General features: G+C 40.4%; 14 protein-coding genes. 5 read left to right on the top strand and 9 right to left on the bottom strand.

Annotated elements, in window-relative coordinates; all coding sequences use genetic code 11:
• Positions 1 to 172: 172 nt before the first annotated feature.
• Together IL356_RS16885 and IL356_RS16880 are read left to right on the top strand one after the other, a co-directional pair.
• Positions 173 to 634: an Lrp/AsnC family transcriptional regulator gene (locus IL356_RS16885; RefSeq protein WP_121849749.1), complete on the top strand. Its 462-nt coding sequence runs from the start codon at positions 173 to 175 to the stop codon at positions 632 to 634.
• A gap of 130 nt (positions 635 to 764) precedes the next feature.
• Entirely contained in the window at positions 765 to 1,100 is a 336-nt protein-coding gene (locus tag IL356_RS16880) for a hypothetical protein (protein ID WP_121849748.1), read from the top strand.
• Positions 1,101 to 1,145: 45 nt separating this feature from the next.
• On the opposite strand, the gene IL356_RS16875 is transcribed toward IL356_RS16880, so the two are convergent.
• Positions 1,146 to 1,532: a DUF1456 family protein gene (locus IL356_RS16875; RefSeq protein WP_121849747.1), complete on the bottom strand. Its 387-nt coding sequence runs from the start codon at positions 1,530 to 1,532 to the stop codon at positions 1,146 to 1,148.
• Positions 1,533 to 1,658: 126 nt separating this feature from the next.
• On the opposite strand from IL356_RS16875, the gene IL356_RS16870 reads away from it, so the two are divergent.
• Positions 1,659 to 2,060, top strand: a complete 402-nt coding sequence (locus IL356_RS16870) for a TerB family tellurite resistance protein (protein ID WP_121849746.1) — start codon at positions 1,659 to 1,661, stop codon at positions 2,058 to 2,060.
• Positions 2,061 to 2,218: 158 nt separating this feature from the next.
• A complete protein-coding gene (locus IL356_RS16865) occupies positions 2,219 to 2,644 on the top strand; it encodes an Hsp20/alpha crystallin family protein (protein WP_121849745.1) in 426 nt (141 codons plus the stop codon).
• 582 nt (positions 2,645 to 3,226) lie between these two features.
• Here the strand turns inward: IL356_RS16865 and uvrB are convergent.
• From uvrB to IL356_RS16840, 5 genes are all read right to left on the bottom strand, one after another.
• Complete coding sequence (uvrB, locus tag IL356_RS16860; RefSeq protein WP_121849744.1) at positions 3,227 to 5,215, bottom strand: excinuclease ABC subunit UvrB; 1,989 nt, start codon at positions 5,213 to 5,215, stop codon at positions 3,227 to 3,229.
• 58 nt (positions 5,216 to 5,273) lie between these two features.
• On the bottom strand, positions 5,274 to 6,722 hold the full coding sequence (locus IL356_RS16855) for a T9SS type B sorting domain-containing protein (protein ID WP_121849743.1): 1,449 nt from the start codon (positions 6,720 to 6,722) through the stop codon (positions 5,274 to 5,276).
• Between the two features lie 182 nt (positions 6,723 to 6,904).
• On the bottom strand, positions 6,905 to 7,738 hold the full coding sequence (locus tag IL356_RS16850; RefSeq protein ID WP_121849742.1) for an ABC transporter permease: 834 nt from the start codon (positions 7,736 to 7,738) through the stop codon (positions 6,905 to 6,907).
• Positions 7,735 to 8,637 carry an ABC transporter ATP-binding protein gene (locus tag IL356_RS16845; protein ID WP_121849741.1) on the bottom strand — a complete coding sequence of 301 codons (903 nt, stop codon included), beginning with the start codon at positions 8,635 to 8,637 and terminating at the stop codon, positions 7,735 to 7,737. The genes IL356_RS16850 and IL356_RS16845 overlap by 4 nt, the downstream gene beginning before the upstream one ends.
• 118 nt (positions 8,638 to 8,755) lie before the next feature.
• Positions 8,756 to 21,466 carry a T9SS type B sorting domain-containing protein gene (locus IL356_RS16840; protein WP_121849740.1) on the bottom strand — a complete coding sequence of 4,237 codons (12,711 nt, stop codon included), beginning with the start codon at positions 21,464 to 21,466 and terminating at the stop codon, positions 8,756 to 8,758.
• Positions 21,467 to 21,637: 171 nt separating this feature from the next.
• Between IL356_RS16840 and IL356_RS16835 the strand changes: the two genes are divergently transcribed.
• A complete protein-coding gene (locus tag IL356_RS16835; protein WP_121849739.1) occupies positions 21,638 to 22,732 on the top strand; it encodes a hypothetical protein in 1,095 nt (364 codons plus the stop codon).
• 9 nt (positions 22,733 to 22,741) lie between these two features.
• Here IL356_RS16835 and IL356_RS16830 read toward each other — a convergent pair whose 3' ends face one another.
• From IL356_RS16830 to IL356_RS16820, 3 genes are all read right to left on the bottom strand, one after another.
• Entirely contained in the window at positions 22,742 to 23,800 is a 1,059-nt protein-coding gene (locus IL356_RS16830) for a nucleoid-associated protein (RefSeq protein ID WP_121849738.1), read from the bottom strand.
• Positions 23,801 to 23,865: 65 nt separating this feature from the next.
• A complete protein-coding gene (locus IL356_RS16825) occupies positions 23,866 to 24,360 on the bottom strand; it encodes an IS1096 element passenger TnpR family protein (protein WP_121849737.1) in 495 nt (164 codons plus the stop codon).
• A gap of 28 nt (positions 24,361 to 24,388) precedes the next feature.
• Positions 24,389 to 25,426 carry a COX15/CtaA family protein gene (locus IL356_RS16820; RefSeq protein WP_121849736.1) on the bottom strand — a complete coding sequence of 346 codons (1,038 nt, stop codon included), beginning with the start codon at positions 25,424 to 25,426 and terminating at the stop codon, positions 24,389 to 24,391.
• Positions 25,427 to 25,461 lie beyond the last annotated feature (35 nt).

Genomic DNA, 25,461 nt, shown 5'->3' with positions numbered 1-25,461 from the left:
ATTAAATAAGGGGGTTTATTAGCATATTATTACGCTTTTTTTCAAAAGCTTAAATTAAATTTACTGAAATCGCATTTTTGATAGATTTAATTCAAGAAAATATGGGGTTAAAACGTCAAATGTGTTTTGAAATTGCCAACTGAATTGAATTAAAGACGCCAAATTTTAGATTATGAAAGATAAGCTCGATGCTGTAGACCACAAGATATTGACAATACTGTCGGAAGATGCTCAAATGAATTATACCGAGGTAGCCAAAAGGGCTGGTATTTCACCGGGAACAGTTCATATGAGGACACGAAAAATGAGGAATTTGGGAGTTATCAAAGGTGCTACGCTTTCTCTCGACTACAGCAAATTAGGGTGGAAGATGACGGTTTTTTTGGGTCTTTACCTAAGGGAGGCATCGCTATACAAAAGTGTTATCGACAAGCTATCTGAGGTACCCGAAGTGGTAAAGATTCACCACAGCACGGGAAAGTATGATGTTTTCGTTAAGATTCATGCCCGTGACAGTATTCATTATCGTCAACTTTATCAAGAATCTATACTCTTGATTGACGGTATTCGTGACATTGAATCTTTTATTTCTTTGGAGGAAACCATGAATCGACATATCGATTTTGGTGAATGAAAAAACTTCGGGTAAAGAATTCAGTTTAAATTTTAAAAATTTGTTAAAATGAACTGATGCCGTAACAGTTTTCTTTTGCACTCGTCTTTTAAATATATCATCAATCATCAATCATTTAAAAACGAAAGTCATGAGAAAAATTAGTTTAGTACTAGTATCTGCAATGCTGTTAACCTTTGGTAATGTTCTTGCCAATGATTCTGAACCAAAATCAGGTTCTAATTCCCTATCAAAGCAAATTTCTGAAATTCTTAGTGAGAATACCTTAACCTCGAATGAAGTCGATATGACCGCTCAAGTACGTTTCACCTTGAATAAAGAGCAGGAAATCGTCGTCTTGTCTGTTGATTCTGAAGATGCCAACCTTGAGAATTTTGTCAAGGCCAAATTGAATTACAAAAAGGTGAATATGTCATCTTTTGTAGAAGGTAAACTTTATACAGTTGCTGTTAGGGTGGCGCTGTAGTCGTGAGTTGTTTATTAAGTTTCCTGATACCTTTTCTATAAGGTGTCAGGATTTTTTTTGACCTTTTCTTTGCGACGGCTTGTTTTTGTACTTGACAGGAGTAATATCTTGTTGCGGTTTGGCAAACCTTTTCTTGTTTCGGTCACTCTCCTTTTTTTGCGAAGTCTTTGGTGTAAGGCTGTTTTTTAGTACATCACCGGGTAGTTTTGGGGTATTCTTGTCTCCGCGAAGGTGAATGACTAAGCCGTTCAAAAAATTTCTCAGTACCTGGTCACCGCACTCACGATAGTTGGGGTGGTCTTCCTTTCTGAAAAAGGCGCCTAACTCACTTTTACCGATATTAAAATCAACCAATTTTAGTATTTCTACTATTTCATCGTCCCTAAGCATTAGGGCTACACGTAATTTTTTAAATATATCGTTATTGGTCATCTCAATTTTTTGGCAAGATATTACAATTTATAGGTATCTCAATAACTTCAAACTTTTTAACACGGGTATGTCAATCAATTTTGTAATTTTAATATTATAAGAAATAGACTACATTAAAACAGGTTTATGGCATCGCAAAAAGAGAAGCTTAGTATTCTTTCGGAAATGATCGAATTTGCAAAAGTAGATGGACAAATCAAAGAGCCCGAGTTTAATTTTCTTAAAGGAGTTGCCGACCAGTTAGGTGTAGATAGGGAAACTTTTAATTCATTATTTGTTTCAGAAGTCGAGCATGTTCAGCCTAAATCTCAGGCCGACCGAATACTTCAATTTCATCGATTGGTCTTGTTGATGAATGTAGATGCTGAACAGCAAGAGTTAGAAGTAACCAAGCTTCATAATCTAGGTCTTTCAATGGGGTTGCCTCCAATGGCAATTCAAAGGGTGCTAGCGGTTATGAACGATTACCCTGGCGGTGTAGTGCCGCCGAAAACGCTCATAGATATTTTTAAGGTTCATTACAATTAAGAGCTTGTGACAAAAAACAGGTCTTTTTAAGATAGTTTTAGGACAAAATGACAGTTTTTGATAGCTGAAATATGTCAAAAAGGCATGTTTTGCTTGATGGTATGCTGTTTGTTTTTTAGGGAATGAATAAATGTTCTAATAATTAAAAACAAAATATCATGAGTATTGTAAAGAGAAATAACTTGGTTTTTCCTTCATTGATGAACGAAATTTTTAAACCTGATTGGTTTGGTGGTGTTGATACATCAAATTTTGATGTGCCAGCTGTCAACATAAAGGATAATGAAAAAGATTTTGAGCTAGAGCTTGTGGCTCCGGGTAGGAAAAAAGAGGATTTTAATATTGAAGTCGACCATGACGTGCTGACTATTTCTTCTGAAAAGAAGCATGAAGAAGAAGTGAAAGAGGGTAAGTATACCCGTAAGGAATACAACTTTTCAAGTTTTAAGAGATCTTTCACCTTGCCTGAAACTATCGATACCGATAAGATTAAAGCTGAGTATGAAGATGGTTTGTTGAAGTTTGTACTCCCTAAAAAAGAGGAGTCATTGCCAAAACCAAAAAGGTTGATAGAATTAAAGTAAACTCGTAAGAGAGTTTTAGCCGGCCTACCGGTCAATGTAGGAAATTTTTAAGTTTAGTTGGTTAGTTGGAAAACGCCTTGGATTGAAGTTCAATTTCGAGGCGTTTTTTTATTGCAAAAGCGCAGTTGAAAATGGTTTTATTTGCAATCAAAACAGGTCGTTGTTCAATGTTTTTTTGGTGATGTTTTTCCTATTTAAGTTTTCGAATAATTCAAAATTAGATGACTCTTTTATAGGCATGAACGGGGGTGTTTTCCTTTAAGTTTAATATCTAAATTTTAAGAGGAATGATATGTAGTTTTGTACAGGTATGAGTGATTATATTCTTGAGAAATGCAATTGGGTTACCTGCGTCATTCCTAAGTTCAAGGCAACTTTTGAGAAATATTTTTTGCTTGGAGATTAATGCTTTGTAAAATTGTAATTAAATGAATTTTTGAGAATTTTTCAAGGAATTACCAAATTTAGTCTTATCTAAAAATTTATATTAAAGAATTGTTTACCAAAATTTTAAATGATGTTATTTGTATAATAACTTAAGGATTTCGATTTGGATAAATTTCAAGTCTAAATATACCTAATTTATTCTTTTTCTTGTAACGTTTTGATTTCATCACGAAGTTTTGCTGCTTGCATAAAATCTAATTCTTTGGCAGCTTTTTCCATAGCCTTCCGTTTTTCGCGAATCAATTTTTCAATTTGATCTTTGGTCAAATAGTCCATGTCGGGTTCTGCTGCCCGCCTCTCTTCTTTCTCAAAATGATAAGTGGAAACCGAGTTTTTTGCAAGCACGCTATCCAAACTTTTATTAAGTGCTTTTGGGGTAATATTGTGTTCTTGGTTATAAGCTATTTGTTTCTCTCTTCTATAGGTAGTTTCATCGATGGTTTTTTGCATGCTTTCGGTGATTTTATCGGCATACATAATGGCAATGCCGTTCAAGTTTCTTGCAGCCCTACCTACCGTCTGGGTCAACGAACGATTATTACGTAGAAATCCTTCTTTGTCGGCATCCAATATAGCCACTAGAGATACCTCTGGTAGGTCAAGACCTTCTCTCAATAAGTTGACCCCTATCAGCACGTCAAAAATGCCTTTACGCAAATCTTGCATAATTTCAACCCGCTCGAGGGTATCGACATCACTGTGAATGTATCGACAGCGCACATTAATCCGAGTAAGGTACTTGGCCAATTCTTCCGCCATTCTCTTCGTCAAAGTTGTTACGAGGGTTCTCTCATCTTTTTCAACCCGTGTTTGTATTTCTTCCACCAAATCATCAATCTGATTTAGACTAGGTCTAACTTCGATTATCGGATCCAACAATCCGGTTGGTCTTATAACCTGCTCTACGTAGATCCCTTGACTTAATTGCAGCTCGTAATCCGCCGGAGTGGCACTTACATAAATGACCTGATTTTGTAAGGCTTCAAATTCTTCAAATTTCAACGGACGATTATCCATGGCCGCTGGTAATCTAAAACCATAATCAACCAAATTCACCTTTCTGCTACGGTCGCCCCCGTACATAGCGTGAACCTGCGGTATCGTTACGTGACTTTCATCTACCACCATCAAGTAGTCGTCAGGAAAATAATCTAAAAGGCAAAAGGGTCGAGTACCCGGTTCTCGACCATCGAGATATCTTGAGTAGTTCTCGATTCCCGAACAGTAGCCGAGCTCTCGAATCATTTCTAAATCAAAATTAGTGCGCTCTTCAAGCCTTTTAGCTTCCAAAGGCTTACCGACCTCCTTGAAAAAGTCGACTTGCTTGACCAAATCATCTTGAATTTGATGAATTGCGTTTTGAAGAACGTCTTGAGATGTAACGAACATGTTCGCAGGGTATATATTCAGGTTCTCATACACTTCGATGACGTTGTTATTAAAAGGATCGAAGGCTTCGATTTCCTCAATCTCATCCCCGAAAAAATGAATTCTAAACGCATGATCAGCGTAACTTGGAAATACGTCTACCACATCACCTTTTACCCTAAAATTTCCATTTCTAAAATCTGCCGTCGTGCGAGAATAGAGGCTTTGAACCAGTTGGTGCATGAATTTGGTTCGCGGGATTACCTGATCCCTTCTTATCGAGATTACATTTTTTTGAAACTCTATGGGGTTACCTATACCATAAAGACAAGATACCGAGGCTACTACCAATACATCACGTCTGCCAGAAAGTAATGAAGACGTGGCACTCAGTCTGAGTTTTTCAATATCTTCATTGATAGATAGATCTTTTTCGATGTAAAGCCCTGTAGTGGGAATAAAAGCTTCTGGTTGATAATAATCATAGTACGAAACAAAGTATTCAATTGCATTATCGGGAAAGAACTGCTTGAACTCTGAATACAATTGGGCCGCCAAAGTCTTGTTGTGTGCCAATACAAGGGTAGGGCGTTGAACGGTTTCAATGACATTAGCTACGGTAAAGGTCTTTCCGGATCCGGTTACACCCAAGAGGGTCTGGTACCTTTCATCTGTTTCTATGCCCTCTGATAGTTGCTTGATGGCGTTTGGCTGGTCGCCCGTGGGGCGATAATCTGATACTACTTTGAATTTCATATCGTAAAATTACGAAAGAAGTACCTTTGATTTGGTGCTAATGAACTAATAGATAGTCTTAACGCTTAAGTGTAAAATGACCTCGTATTTCTTCTCCGTTTGCTGAATAGGCCCTATACCAATAATCCGATTCAGGTAACAAGGTACCTTGGTAAACCCCGTTCCAGCCTTTTCTTTCTGGTTCGATAATTGCCAGTAAATGTCCAAATCGATTGAATATATGAATTTCGGTAATATCTATCTCGTTGGCCCTTAAAGGTTTGGTAAACTGCCAGAAATCGTTAACCCCATCGCCATTTGGAGTGAAGAATTTTGGAAAATCATCTTTACTTAACCTACGGGGAATGGATGAAATGGTAATACCGCACCCATTTTTGTCACGTACGAAAACCTCCTGAAATTCATGGGAAACAGAGGAAAAGGTATTGCTCGTTTGGTAGGGGCCCTCTCTATTGCCCAGAGCAAATTCGTAATCTCCGGCACCGGAAATATTTACCTTTATATCTCTCCCATTGGTCTCTCTAGTTTCCTCAATAAATTCAATCACCGCCGCATCGGAATCGAATACATGAAATAACTTAGATTGACTACATTCTACTATGGTGGCCGACTGCGAAATATTATTGTAAGCTTCGTAACGATACGCACCTGCCTTAGAAAGTTCTATGTAGGGTTCCGTTGATATCAAGTTTTCGTTTCCGTCAGGTTCTAAAAAATACCATCTAAAACCGTCGGCGACATCTTCGCTTACAATGGTAGTTACCGGTTGTTGTGCACAGAGCCCGATGGCATCGGGAATAGTAATTTCAGGACCTAAAGTTATGGTGGTGCCCGAAGTAAAATCGAAATACGGACCACAGTCAATGACTGCTGAAGTTGTAATAAAGCTTTCCGTGGGACAACTAACCGCTTCTCCAATTCCATTATGGGGTGTTATTTGAACAAAAACCTCGGTGTCTGCAGGTAAGCCATCGGGAGCTTCATAACTAAGAGTGTTTTTAACATCAAAATTATCCAGAACATCATTACTACCAACTGAAGTGCCAATTGATAAAAAATAACCCGTTGCCGTGGGGGCATAATTCCATTGAAGATCTGTATCTGCAGCAATGTTAGAACTATTTTTCATTGGTGTTTCTAAATTTGTACAAGGAGGAGGTTGGGTTACTTTTACCGTTCTAAACGTTTCTACATCGCAAGTGGTGAAGTCTTGCCCCTCTTTGAAGTAGCCAATAGTCACATAAATTTGGGTGTCGGCAGGAAGACCTACTTCAGGAAGATAAAAATTATTCTGTCCAGACGATCGTCTATTGATTATTTCGCCACCCCCTGGAGTAGTGCCTAAGGAAACTACGTAACCGATAATGTTAGGTACAGTTCTCCAACGGATGGGAGAATCAACCGGAACATCTAACGCCCCATCTATTGGGGTACTCAGTGAAGAACAAGTCTGCCCAACGGATTCATGAGCATAAATGATTAAAAATATGAGTATGACGAGTCGCATTTTCTTGTAGTTGTTCTCTTAAATCTTTAAGTCTAGCAAAAAGGATTTGCTCGAAGAAAATGGCTAAAGAAATTCCATTAAAGCTTCCTTTAGACTTTCATAGCAAATCAAAACAAGATACTACAATTATAATTTGATAATGTGATAACTCGATGATTTATCGATTCGATCGATGTTCAATGTTAAAAATCTCGTTTGCGCAAAATAGCATACGAAAGGTAAATGAAAAGGGCGCTCCAAAGAAGCACAATGAGTATTTCATACCAATGAACGGCATAGTTCAATGCAAAACTCTCGCCCATTTGGGCGGCTACCGATTGTACCGCTTTTAACCGCGAGAAAGGCTCGTTGATGAGATTTGACATGGCCTCCATAGGCAAGAAACCCTTAATATTCTGGGCCGTTTCCCAAGAAACGAACTTCCATCCTAAAAGCCCGAAAAGCATTTGCTCAAAAATCATCCAAAGTACCAAAAAGCCTAAGGCAAAAGCTGAGCGCTTCACCAAAATACCCAAGAAGAGACAAAATGAAAAGAAGCCAACTAGTTTAACAAAAAATGCAACAAGAAACTCCAAATCGGAAAATATTATCGACAACTCATTATAATCGGAATAAAAAAGGCCTAAAATAAGGGAAACAACGAATACAAAAATGGTAGAAACCAAAGCAAACACAACTACTGTCAAGAATTTAGAGAGTATAAACTCTTTTTTTGATAGACCGTCGATGAGGTTCTGTTTTATGGTTTTGTTGCTGTATTCATTAGACATCATCGAAACGATGACTATTGCCAGAAACAGTTTGAAAAGTGCGGTCACAAAAGTGTTGAAATGCCAGATATAAGGAAAGTTGAAAATACCCTGTTCCGCCAAATGAAATTTAATTGGGCCAATATCAAATTTAATGGCAGCTACTAGCGCTATGGAGGTAAGGAGTATAAAATAGGATAGTATCAAAATTTTACTAGCCCTATTGTTCCAAAGTTTGATGAACTCAATTTGAAGCAGTCTGTTCATGGTTGACTATTTTTGGTTAGAGCTAAGAATTGTTCTTCGAGGCTTTCTTTTCTTTTTACTAAATGCGATAAAACAATACCCTGGGAGAACAGGGTTTGATTAAGCTCAAGGGCATTCATTTCTTCTTTTAAAAAGGCGGTGAGCATACCGTTTTCTATTTTGACCTCACCGAAACTGGCATTCTTTTCGAGATAAGATTTTAAAACAGATAGGTCATCAGATTTTAGTTCAAAGAAGCCATGACTTGCCAACATACCATCTACACGCCCGGAATATAATTTTTCGCCTTTTCTTAAAATGACGACATGACTGCAAACTTTTTCAACTTCATCAAGTAAGTGCGATGCCAGTAAAATAGTTGTGCCATCAGCAGCTATCTTTTTAATGATTTCCCTAATCTGATGTATACCCTGGGGGTCGAGTCCGTTTGTGGGTTCGTCAAGAATAAGAATTTCGGGGTCGTTCAATAGGGCAGAGGCGATGGCCAATCTTTGTTTCATACCTAATGAATAGGTTCTGAACTTACTGTGTTTTCTTTCTATAAGCCCAACGACCTGAAGTTTTTCTTCTATTTTACCTTCAGAAACCCCTTTTATTTTACACACCAATCTCAGGTTTTGAACGGCCGACATGTAGGGGTAGAAATTGGGTCGTTCAATAATCGCCCCGACCTTTTTAAGGGCTTGATGAGTAGATTTGCTGCCGTCGAACCATTTAAATTCTCCGGAAGTTTTATTAACAACGTTCAGAACAATACCTAAGGTTGTACTTTTTCCACTTCCGTTGGGACCTAGTATTCCGTAAACGTTCCCTTTTTCTATGGTGAAGGATAAATTATTGACAGCTGTTAGATGCCCGAATTTTTTGGTAAGGGAATGAACCGATAAAATAGTTTTCAAGCCTTGTTTTTTGATTGATTTATGTAAACAAGACGAGCATGAGCCTAAATTGTTACAGCGGTTTCTTTATTTAAACTATTAAAAATGGCAGCTGAAAAGCTGCCATTTGTTGTTTTGACTATCGATAAAGGGTGAAGTGGCCCACAAATTCCCTAGTGTCAGATTCACCATTCATTTTTATGATGTACCAATAATCTCCCGATGGAAGGTCGCTTTCTTGATAAATACCGTCCCAACCATCTTCATTGTCTTCAAAGGTATAGACGGTTCTTCCATAACGATCATAAATACTGATGTAGATGTTTGGATAGACTTCTATATTTTTAGGTTTCCAGGTATCGTTTTTTCCGTCTCCATTAGGTGTGAAGAAATTGGGTATTTCGATATCAATGAATTCCATATAAATACTGGCCGTTGCCTCACAACCGTTTTCATCAACTACCGTTACAAGGTATGTATCGGTTTTAGTAATATGATACACATTGTCAGAACCATTATTTATAGCGCCAAAGTAAATGGTGTAACTTTCCCTTCCGCCACTAACGGCTGCTGTAATCTCATTTATGTTGGTCTGTGTAACCGTAAGTTGTAAAGGTTCAAAATGTTCGACCTCAAATGTATGAGTAGTAATACAGCCATTTTCATGGGATATGGATATGTAATGTGTACCTGGGGCAACATCTCTAAAGAAAGGATTTAATTGCATTTCCATGGGGTTCATGGTATCCAAGCCGAAAAGTACTTGATCTTCCAATCCTTCATCATCCATGACGATATTAACGTAGTTGTTGGGAGTATTTCCGTTACAGCCATACACCGTTTCTACGTGTGCATTTAAATTAACTCCAGGTTCTATTGTTACCATTAAATTGTCTTCGCAGCCATTTGCATCTTCGATAAAGATGATATAATTGCCCGTTGAAAGGCCTGAGAAATTGGTTCTTCCTTGGATAAAGTCATTTTCTGATGCCAATCTAGTACTGTAGGGAGCCGTACCACCTGAAATCATCAATTCGATAGTACCATTTTCTTCTCCTTCGCAAATTTCAGGGGTAGTAGTTGCTTCCACTTCCAACACTTCAGGTTCTGTAATAGCGGCATCTATAACTTCAAAGCAGCCATTGCTGTCTTGAATGATAATCATATAGTCACCAGGAGCCAATTCGTCAAACACATTATCGTCAAAGAACTGGTTGAGGTTGGGCGAAATGGCATATTGATAGCTGCCTGTGCCACCCGTCACTTCGATTTCAATACTACCATCTTCAGCGCCATTACAAGAAATGTTGTTCACGTCGTATTCAATAGCCAATGGAGTCGGTTCTGAAATTTCAATTCTGGACGAAATAAATTCACAGTCGCCGCTTTCAACCCTCAAATAATACTGGCCAACTGGAAGGTCTGTAAATAAACCGGTAGCTTGGTTCGGTCTTGCTTCATCGTTTAAGGCAAGGTCTCTGAATAAGGCATATTGGTAATTACCCAATCCACCATCAGCTTTTGCTTCGATAACAGCGGTGCTTTCACCTCGACATGCGACTCTTGCAGCAGAGAGATCAATCACGGCCGTTAAATCTTCAATTTCATTGACTCTTACCGAATTGGTGACAATCGAAACGCAATTAAAACTATCGCGCACAAAATAGTGGTACTCGCCTTCAATCACATTGGTGAACAAATGGGTATTCGCCCCAGATGATTGGTTCATTGCGTTAAAACTTAAACCGTCTGTACTCCACATATAAGGGGCAGTACCACCAGAGGCAGTCAATAATAACTCGGCGTTCGATTGACAGGTCATTCTTTGAACTGTAGTCAACAAACCTTCAACCTCGGTGGGTTCGGCTATTTCAATAATCGCTGTTTCATAGCTGCAATCCATATCATCTAAGATTGAAATGCTATAGAAACCACTACCCAAATTGTTGAATGTATTAATTGTTCGCGATGCAGAAGCTTCCAATAAAGTAATGCCGGAAGCATCACTGTATTTATTGAGAATATATCTGTAATTGGCATTTACATTTCTAGGGTTCACGGTTGCAGTGACCGATGCGTCATTATCACCTTCACAAACCAAATCGGTGTTAGAGATAGAGGCAGTTATCGGGTCCGGTACTACCAACTCAAAAGCATTGTTGAAATTGACTGTACACCCTAGGGCATCGGTAATTTCGATGTTATACTGACCGGCACCTAAACCTTGAAAAAGGAAGGAATGTACACCGTTGGCGGTATAATTGGTACCTAAAGCGTTATGGGTCATTACAATGTCGTAAGGGGCCTTGCCGCCAGTAGGTGTAATCTGGGCACTACCTCTGTCATTGTTACAACCTACTTCTTCAGTATTTATTGGGTCAAGGGCAAGTGGAGCTTCAGGTGTCGCAATACTGAAACTTCTTGTTTGTATACATTCAGGAAAAGCATCTTGTGTAACTTCTACCGTATAATTTCCGGCAGGTACCAAAATTGCCGGGGTAGGGCCCACATTGACTGAACTTCCAGATAGAATATTCGTTCCTGAATTATTGAAAATCGTATAGCTGAATCCAGCAGCGTAAGTGCCATCAACAAGGGTTAGGCTGATGCTTCCATCACCACCATGACAGATAACATCAGATAATTTGTCGATGGTAACATCAAATGTATTGGGCTCTTCAACCGTATGGCTTCTGGTAATCTCACATCCAGTGGTCATATTCCTGATTGCGAAGGTGTATGTGCCTGCCGAAAGGTTCAAGAACTGATTTGAAGCCTGATAAGAAGCCGAAGGCAATTGCCTGAATTCATAGTTGGTCGGATTGGAAGCAAAATCTGTGTATGTGCTTGATACATCAATACTAATGTCTTCACCACTGTTCACACAATCAATATTTCTATCTACGGTAATCGTCGCATCAACTAGAGCATCATAGGCGCTTATGGTAACCACATGTTCTGATGGGCAGCCTTGATTGTCGTACACACGAACGATTACGTCACCACCATTTGTATCGGTATAAATGTAGTTAGGGTCACTACTATCTTGAAGCACGTTGCCAGTTGCATCATCGACAAAGACGAATCTATTAAAAGTTCCGCTACCACCTGCAATAGAAGAGGTGTTGATGGCTATGGTGGCATTATTGACATCGTTATCTGATGAACAACCGAATTGTACAATATCAGGAACGTCGAAGGTCAATACAGCGTTTTCATTGACCAAGGAATTGATTACCGTTTCACAACCATTGGGCCCTGTAGCAGTAATCGTATAATTATTACCTGATAGATTAATGAAAGACTGTGTAGATGCATCCCAACTAGCACCTGAAGGCATAGGGTTTAAGGTATATGTTAGCGGATTATTGCCATTGTTTACCTGGGTCAACTCAATACGACCGTCATCAGCTCCAGGGCAGCTAACATCTGTTGGGTTGGCAGTAACTTGGGGTTGAATCGCCGCTGGTACTTCAACTAGTAACGACCTGTTACAAACAGGGCTGTCGGTTCCCATATCGTAAACATTTACCGTATAAGTGTCAGCAATGCTCAACTGAATATTTTGCGGGTTGGTCGCCAAAACTTGACGAGCTATGGTAGTTCCAGAAGCACTGTCTAAAACCTCAAACTCATAATTTCCAGATCCAGCTATCGCTTCAATAGAAATTTCAGCTTCATTGCCCGGTCCACAACCTAATTGAACCGCAAGACTGGCCGTGGCCTGTAAAGTTGCATGAACATCTCTATTAACATTATCGGTACAACCAGAGGCATCTTTAACGTAAATATCATAGTTGCCTGCCGGAATATTACTGAATACATGGTTCGTTTGATAATTACTGCCGCCATCAATAGAATACAAGAGGGTACCTGTTCCCGTCGCTGTAATTGTGATAGAAGCATTGGCGTTACAGTTATCAATTACTACATTAGAAATAGTTGGGGCGGCCATAAAACTCATGGCAACGCTACCTAGGGGGTAAGAGCATCCATACTGGTCTTCAACGGATATATCGTAATTTCCAGCAGGTGAATTAGCCGGTATTTCAATAGGATTATCTCCTGAGGCCGTAATCGTCGTAAACGGAGCAGGACCTGTAACGGTATAGAAATAAGTTCCACCGCCACCTTGCGTATTCTCTATTTCAATAAGGCCCGGATTTTCACAACTGATGTCTTGAATAGACTGAGGCGTTCCGGTAATAACATCGAGCTCATCTAAAATTTCGTTTTCGCTGGCACTGATACATTGAGGATTTCCACCACTATCAATTTGTTGTACCTCTAAGTAATATTCATTGGCCGCTAATCCGGTTATACTAATCGTATTTGAATAAGCAACTATTCCGCCACTATTGGCCACAACAGTTCCCGTAGTATCGTATAGGAACCACTCCATATTCGGTTCGGTGCTACCATGGTTATCAACGATGGTATAAGTAATTTCCCCGTTGCTACTTGCATGGCAAGCCGGACTAACCGTAGCCGTTATTTCCATGGGATTTGTGATGATATCGTTGACGTTCACACTACTTTGCCTAATGCACCCGACGTTATCGCGTACATAGAAGGCATACGTTCTACCGGGTACAAGATTAGGAAAGGTATGTGTAACTCCTGCAGCATAAGGTGCGGTCCAAGGGTGAGTTGGAGCTGCTGGGTCGAAATTAGCAGGATCTTCGGCATAGGTGTATTCATAAGGGGCCGTACCATTCTGCCCCCGAACACTTACTTGAAGTTCATTACAGTTCACGATAATCGGTAAAATTGTAATGTCTAGGTCATCTAGCGGATATGGAATAGTATATCTTGGCAAATCTGTTTGACATATGGTATTTCCGCTACCGTCTATTGTTCTAAGGGAAGGGTAAACCTCTTCTCCCGAAAGATAGCCTCTAAACTCATCGGAAGACTGCCATGTGATACCTCCATCACTACTGAATTCAACCGTACCTATCGCTGTGGGGTAATTGTCAAAATCAAAACCGAATTCACTGGCCAAACCGGTACAATTGGCAGGGGTAACTCCATTGATGTCCGCTGTTAATTCTACAGGTTCATCAACAACAATACCTGCTTGGGTTTGAGAGCATCCGGCGGCATCCGTAACAATAATATCGTAGGTACCAGCAGGTAGATTGTAAAATGTTCTATCAGCTGATACCACATCGTTGTGGGTTTGATCCGCAATACCATGAGTTACATCTATCAGTTGATAATCATAAGGTGCTAGTCCACTTGTAATTATTACTTCAATATTTCCGTTTCCACCAAAACATTCAGCATCGGTCGGTGTAGCTGTAAAGGTCAAATTCGGACTTGCCTGAACTTCTTCTGTGACTGTCTCTGAACAATAACCTGGGTTTCCAGCATTGTCCCTTACATAAATATCATATTGACCAACATCAGCAAGTGGAACAGCAAAGGTGTTTGAAGGTGAAAAGTCGGCATCGCTCACCGTGTTTCCGCTAGGAACAAAAGCATATACATAAGACCCAGTTCCTCCTACCGCCGTGGCTGTTAAGCTACCATCGTTACAAGAACTGGCATTCGAAATAGCCACCGAAAGAGTTATATCAGGAGCAATTGTGATAGTTTCCAATGGAGAAGCACAGCCGTACTGATCCATCACTTCTACATTATAACTGCCATTTGACAGTCCGCTAAATGTAAAAGTAGAAGAATTGGCTGGAGTAGGGGTCTGCCAAGCGCCGCCGTTCAATCTAAAAGTAAAGTCGCCATTTCCGCCATTGGCCGTTGCCATAATTGTTGCATTGTTTTGCCCATCATAGCATTGGGTGGCAGTAAGACCCAAGGTCAATGTATTAGGGGCAGTAACCGTGACAGTTGTAGTCGAAACAACTTCACAATTATTAATGTCTCTTACCCTGACCACATAATCGCCGGCAGGTACATTCAGAAAGGTAGAATTACTACTGAAAATTCTTTCTATGGAACCATCTGTTCGTTCCAATTGATAACTATAGCCCGGTGTTCCCTCTGTTGCAGAAGCTTCAAGGGTCGCACCAGTATTATAACAAGTGAAATCTGATGTCTGTACCAAATTCGCCGTTAACGCATTTGGGGAAGCAAGCGTAGCTCCAGTAGAAGAGGTTGCGGTACAGCTATTATCATCTACTTTTCTAACTGTTACATTGTACGTTCCGTCATCCAAAGTTGATGGGGTCGTGAAAGGAGAGGTGGTCTCCATCATCCAATTTACGCCACCGTCCAATGAGTATTCATAACCGAACGCAGGGTCAAAATTACTGACTTCAAAACGAATATTTCCATTATTGGCACCATTGCAGGTAGGAGATGAGCTTCCGAGAATTTGTACCTCAAAGGTTTTTCCTGTCTCTACAACGACCGTTATATCTTGTGTTTTTTCACAAATCTCAGGTGCTTGGGTGGCAGAAATATCATCTAAAATAAGGTCGTTACCATCAGCACTGTTCAAATTTGTTCTGAAAACGACGCTCACATTGGTATTGGCACCAGGGTCAAAAGTAAAGTTGTAATCATGCCAGCTGTCGGCATTAGTGTTTTTAGGGATATCACCCGTGGTACCGGAGCCTAAAACAGTTCCAGAGCCATCTACCAATTCTACCAATACATCTGGATTGTTACCGTTAGCGGAAACCCTTCTAAGGTTATATGCCGAAAAGGCAACGGTTATCGGTCTGTTAGGTAGTACCTCTAAATTTTGTCTTCTCCAAAGAATGGATTCATCGGCATTTTCGTGTACCCTAATATCTACGGCCAAGAACCTACCATCTGCCAAACCGGTATGGTCATTGGGGCTTCTCCAAGCTGAAATCGGATTTGTGACAAAATTGGTCACGCTATATTCGCCACTCACGAGAATTCCTGCAGGCCCTAGATTGCAAGCGGTTTCAGAACCGTTTTGGGGCTCGTAGCAATAACCAGTGCCTATCTCGCCTATTTGAGTGGTCGGGCCACTGCCGAAGTCTTCAAAGAAAAGTGTGCTTTGATCCGCACCCAGGGCACTTGAATAGCCGATGGTTAATGTATGTGTTCCGGCAGCGACATTATTAAAAATGTTGGAATCTACAGGAGTGTAAGGTATACCGTTTATTTGGTAGGTATAATCAAAATCAGAACTGTTGTCGGTATTAATGGTAATTTCTCCCGTTCCGTCACAATTATAGTTGATGTCGGTGCTTAAATTTGGGTCGGGAGTTTCACTTGGCACCGTCAATTCCATATCAAAGGTACATCCCAACGCATCACGAAGGACCAATTGATAGCTTCCTGCTGTTAATCGTGTTTCATCCAGGGTACCAAAATTGGAACCGCCATCAAAGCTAAATTCATAGGGTGCTTGACCTCCATTTGCATTCGAAATTTTGACCAAGGCGCCACTAGGGTTGCAAGAAGCATCCTCAATAATGGTCGCTGAAGCAGTAAGCCTAAAAGGTTGCGTAATCTCATATTGAATACTTTCTACACAAGAGTAAGTATCATCAGAGCCGCTTGAGTCACTCACGGTAATCGTGTATATACCCGCGGTGAGATTATTGAAGAAGTTTTCATTTTGATAGGTTACTCCATTATCCAGACTGTAACGGTAGGGGGCGGTTCCTCCGCTAGCGTTAATAGTGAGGGTAGAGTTGCCGGAATCTGCACAAAGAATATCGGAATGGGAAGCCGTAATCGTTACGCTTCCTAAATCCTCGATTTGAACGCTATTCGACAGGGCAAAACAACCATTATCATCTTTAACAATAAAAACATATTCGCCATCTTCATTAGGGTAATAAGTAGAGGGGTTTCCTCTATGACCAAAAAAGAAATTGGTACTACCAATGAAATCAGATTCGGGAATGCTAGATTCATCTGTATAGTTGGGTATCCCGTCTTTACTCCAGATGGCATATCTATGCCCCGTTGTACCACCGCTTACTGATAGATTGATCACTCCGGGCAAACAAGTAATATGTTCTTGGGTATTGGCAGATAGTCTAAGTTCGGGTATTTCATTTACAGTGATTGTTTGAGTGTCGGTACAACCGTCGGTTGTAGAAGTAACTACAATATAGTCGCCAGGAGCCACACCGGTAAAAGTATGGGTGTTGTCAATGCTCACGAGCTCAGAGGTGACAAAACTTCCAGCCCCTCCATTACTGCCATCATCAATATATAGCTCGTAACTATAGTCAGGAAGTACGTTCAATGCTTGCACACTAATGGTGCCCTGTTCATTACAATCGGCAGGTGTACTGGATAAATTGACCTCGTACTCTCTTCTTTGAATACCAATATCCTCTGTTTCAAAAATACAGCTATTGGCTATCGGTGCTCCGCTAGACGGGTTTAGTTGTGTAACCTGAACTTTATAAGTTCCGTTAGTGGAAATATTAAAATTCGGACCTTGGCCCGCACTAAAAGGAACTTCGATCGCATCGTTTGTAACGTTATACAATTGGTAACCGTATCCACTACCGACATTAGTAATTCTTATTCTTCCATCGGTACTACAAACGATATTAGAAGAAATGTAATCGATGTCCAAGGTGTTTTGGAAAGCATTGAAATAGAATCGACTGAAACATCCATTTTCATAGGCAATGACTACTCTATAGCTGCCACTTTCAGTAACGGTATAGTTGTTTTGTTGAACAAGGTTGTTCCATGTGCAGGTGCCATTTTTATTGGCACAGTCATCTCCGGCAGAAGAACAACTGGTTTCATCCAGTTTTTGCCAAGTGATGCTTTGGGCATCTGTTATACCTAATTGTAAAAGCACACTATCATTAGAGCCACAAAGAAATATTTTAGGCAATACATCTCCATCAACAGAACAGGTAACTATTTCGCCCTGGATATCATTATCTGGGTTCGAGTCTGCGTTTACCTGATTGAAATAATCTACAATAGGGTTGGTCTGCACATCGCCAAATCTGTTGACCGTAATTCTTTCCAATTGGTCATCGCAGCCTGTATTGGCAGTTTTTTCGACTATGTAGTTACCTACACTCGTAACGACCATAGTTCTTGGGTCACTGTCAGGGTCACCATCATTTAAAATCGTATCAGCCCCATCAATTTGTCCATTGTTGTTGTTGTCGATGGCCCATGAATAGGAGGTAAAACCTTCACCAGCGGTCAGGGTCACAAAATCACCACATAATAAAACCGTTCTGGCCACATCGCAATCTTGAAGTGCTTCGGATAAATCGTTGGTAGCTACTTCTAAAGACGAAGTACAGGTGCCGGCGGAATTGGTACCATCCTCATCTGAGAATGTTCTTGAATTAAGAATTCCCTCATAGGAGGCATAAGCATGATTTTCTAAATGCGATGCACAAGCGGCTACGAATTCTGAGCAATCTCCAGAAATGGTTACCTCTATTGCTATTTTATATTCCGGGTCACCGACCTCTACCAAATTATCGGGAATGGAAAATACAACTGAGTTGCTCAGTGGGTCAAAAGTTTCGGTAACCCCTGTAGCATTCGAGTAATCAAAGTCGTTAACCGTCACGTTGGACGGTAGTACGTCTCTGATAGTAAAGTTGGTAGCATCATCATCTCCTGTATTTTGAAATCTGATGACATAATTAAAAGTCTCTCCAAGGTCTAGATCTTCTCCATTAATATCAGTACCACCCAGATCTTCTGAAGTATTACCCAAAAGTATGATCGGAGCATGCACCTGTTCGTAAGAGGCGTCAATAACCTTACCATCAGTAGGGTCTACCGCTGGAACCCCCGTACCAAATTCACCACCATCGCCACCATCAGCATTGTTATCTTTATAGTATTCATTGGCGTCGCTACAACCATCTCCATCACTATCTAAATCTAAATGGTCCGGAATACCATCCATATCAGTGTCTAGATTGGCGCAAAAACCTGAAAACGAATCGGTGTTGTAAGCTAAAAAGGCAACATCGGCATTTGAAGAAAGCTGCAGTCGTAAGAAAGCAACATCGCTGAGGTTGGCCGTTGGAATACCAAATTCTGATAATTCTATAGTGGCCAGTCGGTAATCTCTTCGTGTATTATGAAAGAAGACGTTACCATTTGCGTGATACACATCTAACCTGTAGGAACCTACGATACTAGCAAGTGCCCCACCGCTATAGGCCTGAACGCGAACGGCGTTACCAAGCGGTGCACCCGAGGCATCATAAAGACTAACGGTATGGCCCGCACCCCCAGGGTCTGCAACTTGTGTCAATAAAATATCAGGAATGCCATCGCCAACTGTTGTTGCAACGATAGGGTCAATCTCATAAACCCAAGTATCACCAATATTGGCTATTCCAGAGCCTAAATCCAAACCGTTTATTCCATTGGTCAATAGCGGGTTCAATGGATCGGTGGTCGGATTTTCTACCAAGGTTAAACCTAGGGCATTATTGGCATTACCATCATTCAAGCTGGCTTCTATGGTAGCTTCGCCGTAAATATTTTTTGATGGGGTCAGCGCCATCCAATTAGATTCGGTAGCGATTACATCTGATATTCCGTCATTATTGGTGTCAATACCATCGTAAAGATTATTGCCATTGGAATCGATCAAATCGTCATCAAAAACGCCAGTTGTAAAAGTTGTTCCGCCGGATGTAAAGGCCAGTAAGTCGTGGGAAAGATTAGGATGCAAAGAATTTCTGTTGCTTAACGAACTCCTCCATAAATCATTGAAATTGGTATAAATTTCCGTCACAGGAGCACCCCCAACAATTATACTTGATGGAGCTGAAAAGACTACATCATTTGGTATGGTACACAACTGTTCTACGGTATCTAGAATTCCGTCATTGTCATCATCTAAATCAACACTGTCAACCACTCCATCGTTATCGTAATCATTATGAACGATGATACGGGCTGAGGGAGAATCAGGAGTAATATTCGTATCGGTTTGATCTTGAGAGTTGGTTGCGGTGTTAGTCAGATTGAGTAAGGGTAGAATATCTATTTCGTCGGCTTGAACCTCTAAGCTCAAAAAAGCAGTTTCTCCCCCGTTGAGCGTTCCAATATTCCAAGTGTTGCCACTCCAGCTACCGGTTATCGTCTGTGCATTTACCAAGCTAAGGCCTGAAGGAATGTTATCGGTGATTCTAAGGTTGGTCACAGGGCCTACACCTAGATTTCTAACCTTAATGGTAAAGGTAGCTCTTTCGCCTTCCACTATTTCGGGCTTGTCGACCGATTTCTCCAGAACTACATCAGGATCGCAGTAGTAGGCTGAAATAGGTTGCGAATCATATGTACAGGGGCCTTTTGTCCCCCTTACAAAATAATCACCGGCTACGGTAGGCGCAAAATTTTCGCTGTTGGCACCGGGAATCATCTCTCCATCGCCAAACCATTGATAGGCATCGAAATTACCGGTAGCCTCAAAAATCTCGGAGCCTACGAAACATCCGCTTCCTCCCCGTATTTCCAAATTAACGACGGGAACCGTATCAAAGCCCGAGAAGTACCCCGCAACGCCACGTGCCCCGTTCAAACCAAAAAACCCGACCGCAATGGGGCCGGTAGATTGTACGCTGACATTACCTGTAAGATTGGGTATGAAAATGGTTTTCCAATCATCGGTACCTGCTACGGGATTGGAAGGTGGTAAAGTAACCGGTCCGTTTCCATCGGTAACGGTAATGTTTCCATCAGGGGTTGCCGTAGCGGCAACTATAGTGACCCCACCATTTACCGAGGTGCCTGCCATATTCGTGATATCAGGAATGTTGTCCATCACATCAGGCAATAGGCAGTTCACCGGGGCCACGAAGTTAAGACCGTGGGTATAAACCGCAGAACCACCTGCCATAGATTGATAGGCATAGGCATCTTTTGAAGTGGTAACCAACATATTGGCTCCGGCCGAATTTCCTGAATAAAATGTTCCAGGTATTTCAACGTAATCCCCATTGTTGATGGTGGCAAATGGAGTTGCAGAACCGTTTACAAAAATTTGGGTGTTATCGGCAATACCAATGATCAACGGAAATTCGGTATCGTTGGTACCGTTTCCTCTAACGAAAACATATTCTTTGCCGAGTCTATTTTCCGGTACTGGTTGGTCGATAGCAGCATCTCTGTTTCCGTTGTTGAGTTGTCGACCGGTATTCATTCCACCATTACTGATAACAATATCTCTATTTGATTCTATACTCGCCCCGATCCAACCGTCGACATGGGCAGGCGATTCCGATAGATAGGTTTCAAAGACAAATGATTCATTGGCATCTAGATTGATGGTGTAGCTATCATTGGTCAATCCGTCGGCATCACCCTGTAGGCGAAACTCACAGGCAGGGTCATAACCGAACAATCGTACCGTGGTGTTATCTTCGGTGGCCATGATGCCCAATGTATTCGATTTCGTATTGTGCTGACCCAAGTTGGGTAGTCCGCCCCACTTGAACTTTGTACCCAAGGCAACACGCCCCTTTGAGGTCAAAGAAGCGGCCTGAGCACTTGAATTACCTCGATAGTTGACATAGAATTTATTGTTGCTGGGCGATTCAAACCTTAGGCCCGCATCATCAAGTACGATACCAGTATGGTTGTTATCGACCAAGGTAATGTTGTTGTCACCGTTCGGTAAATTGTAAACCGCCGGGTTGGTATTTGAAATGTTGAATGAGGTAATCGGTGTGTTGCTGGTACCGCGATAGACATTCACCGTAAATGTGGTTGGCTCTGGTGTAGATAAATAAATTGCTTGTTGCTCTACAGCCTGATTATTCCTACCTTGCTTTAAAGGCGGTAGGTAGTGCAAGTCGCTTAATTGTGAAAATCCTAGATAGGAACAGAGAAGGAATAGTGTAAGTATAAAGAACTTCAACTGAGGTTTTGGCAACTTGATCATCGGTTTGGCTTCAATTTGGGACACTACAAAATAACGTAGCTTTTAGCCCCTGATTAAATAAATGTTGCCAAGTACACTAGTTTTGTTGCATGTCGATAAAAGCCCTGAATTAAGGGTGTTTAGCACGGATTTTTAAAATTTTTGTAGGAATTTTGTAGGAAAAATAATGCTATGTCTGAAGAACGCTTAATGTCAAAGAAAAAACCGGCCTATCCGGTGACCAAAGAATTGGATGCTTATTTGGCTCATTATAGTAGAAAGATAGAAATTCCCATCTTTTACGAAGACCTTTTGCGCTTTTCCGGATCGGTGGTCGTATATGATTCTAACGATGAAGATACCCTGTGGATCAGGGTTTTCTACTCAGAGTTCGAAAGAAAAGAAATAGATAACTCCCTAAAAAAAGTCTATTCAATTCTGCATTCTGACGGTAGTGATAATATTCATCAATACCTTAATGTTGACGCCGTTGATTTTTGCACTTTCGGAAACTCAAAACCATTTCGCATTAAAGTAAGGAATATACTTAATGACAACTTCACGTATTTCTATGTGAAAAGAACCGATGCGTCTCGTATTTACGGGCTTGAGCTCGAACATATGCTGTCGCCCTATAATCTTAACTTTTTGGTTTACAAAGATACTTTGATAGAAGAACACATTGCGGGTATACCAGGCGATGTTTTTATTAAAGATATGCTACCAAGCTGCACGGAGTCGGAGAAGGCGCAACTGGCGAAAGAATTCGTCAAGTTCAATGAGCGCTGTATGATTCGCCTTTTGGGAGATATGCGTTCGTATAACTATGTAATCGTGCCCGTTCACGATTTTGATCATGTGGTGTACCGGATAAGGGCCATCGATTTTGATCAGCAGTGTTTTGAAGGTAAACTCAAAGTTTATAGGCCGCAGTTCTTTAAAGAAAATTTTCAAATGGTAGAGCTTGTGCGAAATAAACTATTACGTAACTCAGTGGATCAGTACAAACTAGAAGAACGTTCAATCGTTGCCAAGAGAATTTTAAGTTCGGGCAATCGAATCCGTAAACTTCGAACCATTGCCAAAAGCGATATTATTTCAACCAGTGAGAACACCGATATGCTCAAAGAACAAATTTATGAGCTTACTCTGGACCTCAATTTTAGAAAGTGTAATTCTATGGGAGAGGTGTTAGACCTTGCTTTGGATTTTGTTAGAAGAAACTATGAAGATGTTAGTATGAAGCAAATTTTAGAACAACGGATCAAAGTACAACAAAATCAATAAGATTCAGTCTTAACTTTTTTCTTCCTTGTTGAAATAAACTAGGTAATAATACATTTGCCGTTCTTCGTCCCAACCTTTCTCTACGAACTTTTGTGCCGATTCAGGATTGATGAAATCCATCTTTATTTGAATGTTAGTGTCTAGATTAATAACGTTTTTAATCTTCTTTCTAACATCACTAACCGCTTTGTTGGCAATATCAAAGTTGCTAACATCTTCAATGCTGTATTTCGGACCTTTTTCTACCTTATAATGTTTGAATTCCGGTATGAATTCCGGATTGTCCATCACCTCGTTCAAAAAGTTGGTTTCTTCGAATGAATCGTTTTTGGCAAAGTGATTGACAGCACGGTTCATGAATAGTACTTCTTGCTGCTTATCCTCAGCAGGCAATACCACATCTTTAGCGAAATTTTGACAGAATTTGAGGTAATTTTTGGTGTAAAAGTTTTCGTCGGCCAATGCCTCGACATCCAAAAAGTTTTCTAGCCAGTATTTCGTGTCGTAACGGTTACTGTCAATCGATAATATTTTATAACCTTCTTCTTTTTTAGAATTAAAGATCAAACATCCTTTATCTAACTTATTGATGTTGATACCTTGCTGAATAACGATGTCTAGATTGCTTCCCTTTTCTTCAAACTGCAAAAAATCATGTTTTAGCTCACTCTTGAAAATGCCGATGGCGTCAACCTTTTCATTATCCAACATAATACCCGTAAGGTAGGTAACATATAGTTCTCCACTTTTTATATGCGGATGGTTCGATTGTTCGAATAAATGGGTGGCTATTCTTTTTGAGTTTTCATGGTTGCTGTCAGGGTCGGAAAAAATAGCGGATGCAATCTTGAACAACTCGTTAAACTCAACATCTACATCATTTGTAAACCTAAAATAGTTCTCTTCTTTATCACGAAAGGGTTTGAAGAAATACTCTTTCAAAAGACCGTTTGTCTCATCATTTAACGAAAAAGGTTCTGATGATAGAAAAACACCTTCACTTTTATTCTTATTACCGACGCGGTGAAGTGAGATAGTTTCAATTTGGGTTGGATATAAATTGATCATTTGAAAATAGCGAGATTAATATAGGTTAAGACTTTGAGATGATGATGTTAACTGATGAAATGCTCTTAGTTCCAATTCTCGTCGAAATCTAGGTCATCGTAGTTTTCGAGCGTGTCATCAAAATCGAACTGAGGACTAGACTCAAAGTTTTTCTCTGGAGGAGTTTCTGGAAGCTCTCCAAAACTGAAAAGTAAATTGGGGTATGACCTTCCCGATTCATTTTCTACGATATCGGCTAGTTCAACAAAGAACGTCCACATGCTCAAAAAGTCGTACACGTAAATGAGCTTTGGGCTGTTTCTGGTCAAAACATCCTCTAAAAATGTCTCGTTCATAAGCCGAACATCAGAACCATTCTCGCTCATATCGAAAAGAGCGATTTCTTCATCTTGGTTCCATTCATCATCGCAGGTATAAAAAGAGGCCATTTCATTGCCTAAAAACCCAAAAGATTGAGCAATGGCATTATGAAATTCTTCCATTGAGTTACCTGCCTCTATTTCAATATCACGAAAAATATCTTCTTGGGCATCCAAGATGATACGTATCTTATAAATCATAGTCTTTGCTTTTTGGGCGAAGGCAAAGTTACAAAGATTTAAGCGTTTTTCTCGAACTGTAAGCCTCCAAAACCAGATAAAACTGAACACCGAAAAGTAAAGAGGCCAATACAAGATGTGCCGGTTGCGATGCAAACGGAAAATCAAGGTAGTACATCGATATTCCTGTAATTACTTCCAGTGCTATTAGGCCAAGTACCCAATTGATCTTTTTGAAGCCCAACCCTATTTTATAAATTCGTTGGGCAAGTACGATATTCAAAAGTACCACTATGATAGAAAAGCTGCGATGAAGGTAAAACTTCCAGTCGATATCTGAGAGCCAAAGGTTCTTAGCACTTTCTCCGAATACGTCTATCTGTTCGTCAACGAACTGCCTAACCTGTGTGCCTAAGACTATTTGAACCAAGGTAAGAACCAAGGTCAAAGTCATCAATGGTGCAATTTTCACCTGCGGTCTATCTAAAGGCTCTTTTTCCTGCTTTGTTATATATATCAAATACAACAACATAGCTACGATTACAAGGGCCATAATCATATGTAACGTGATTTTAACAGGTTCGAGAACCGAATACACTACAGTGGCACCTAGCCAAGCTTGAAAGCCCATGCCAAAAACAACGAGCCAAGAAAGTACTGTAACGCGCTTTTTATTCCTTAAAAATTTGAACGAAAGAACAGCCAGAATCAGGGTGGCAAAACCTGCCAATGCACCGAACAAGCGATTTATATACTCAATCCAAGTATGGGCTACATTAAATGTAGCATAATCATGTTTGGTATAAGCATCCCAATTAGCAGCTTCAAAATCGTTACCAGTAGTAAATGATTTATTGGCCACTACAAGAGCTTCGTCTCGAATGATTATTTGGCCCTTGGTAAAAGGGGTATTTGCTTGCCATTGTAGTTCAGATTCATCGGTAGGGGGTATATAGTGACCAAAACATTTAGGCCAGTCGGGGCAGCCCATTCCACTACCCGTCATTCGTACCACTGCCCCTGCAATAATGACCAAATAAACCAGGATCAATGATAACTTGGCGACCTTTCTAAAGCTATTTTGCATGGTAATCTTTATTACCCGCAAAAATACGGCTACTT

It is taken from the genome of Euzebyella marina, from assembly GCF_014855515.1.
GTDB classification, from domain to species: Bacteria; Bacteroidota; Bacteroidia; order Flavobacteriales; family Flavobacteriaceae; genus Euzebyella; species Euzebyella marina.
Note: the sequence above shows the minus strand (reverse complement) of the source record. Positions and strands in the feature narration are given on the sequence as shown.

Bases quoted from the DNA above. Each gene is read 5' to 3' on its own strand.
- IL356_RS16885 (WP_121849749.1), top strand. From the start codon at position 173: ATGAAAGATAAGCTCGATGCTGTAGACCACAAGATATTGACAATACTG.
- IL356_RS16880 (WP_121849748.1), top strand. From the start codon at position 765: ATGAGAAAAATTAGTTTAGTACTAGTATCTGCAATGCTGTTAACCTTT.
- IL356_RS16875 (WP_121849747.1), bottom strand. From the start codon at position 1,532: ATGACCAATAACGATATATTTAAAAAATTACGTGTAGCCCTAATGCTT.
- IL356_RS16870 (WP_121849746.1), top strand. From the start codon at position 1,659: ATGGCATCGCAAAAAGAGAAGCTTAGTATTCTTTCGGAAATGATCGAA.
- IL356_RS16865 (WP_121849745.1), top strand. From the start codon at position 2,219: ATGAGTATTGTAAAGAGAAATAACTTGGTTTTTCCTTCATTGATGAAC.
- uvrB (WP_121849744.1), bottom strand. From the start codon at position 5,215: ATGAAATTCAAAGTAGTATCAGATTATCGCCCCACGGGCGACCAGCCA.
- IL356_RS16855 (WP_121849743.1), bottom strand. From the start codon at position 6,722: ATGCGACTCGTCATACTCATATTTTTAATCATTTATGCTCATGAATCC.
- IL356_RS16850 (WP_121849742.1), bottom strand. From the start codon at position 7,738: ATGAACAGACTGCTTCAAATTGAGTTCATCAAACTTTGGAACAATAGG.
- IL356_RS16840 (WP_121849740.1), bottom strand. From the start codon at position 21,466: ATGATCAAGTTGCCAAAACCTCAGTTGAAGTTCTTTATACTTACACTA.
- IL356_RS16835 (WP_121849739.1), top strand. From the start codon at position 21,638: ATGTCTGAAGAACGCTTAATGTCAAAGAAAAAACCGGCCTATCCGGTG.
- IL356_RS16830 (WP_121849738.1), bottom strand. From the start codon at position 23,800: ATGATCAATTTATATCCAACCCAAATTGAAACTATCTCACTTCACCGC.
- IL356_RS16825 (WP_121849737.1), bottom strand. From the start codon at position 24,360: ATGATTTATAAGATACGTATCATCTTGGATGCCCAAGAAGATATTTTT.
- IL356_RS16820 (WP_121849736.1), bottom strand. From the start codon at position 25,426: ATGCAAAATAGCTTTAGAAAGGTCGCCAAGTTATCATTGATCCTGGTT.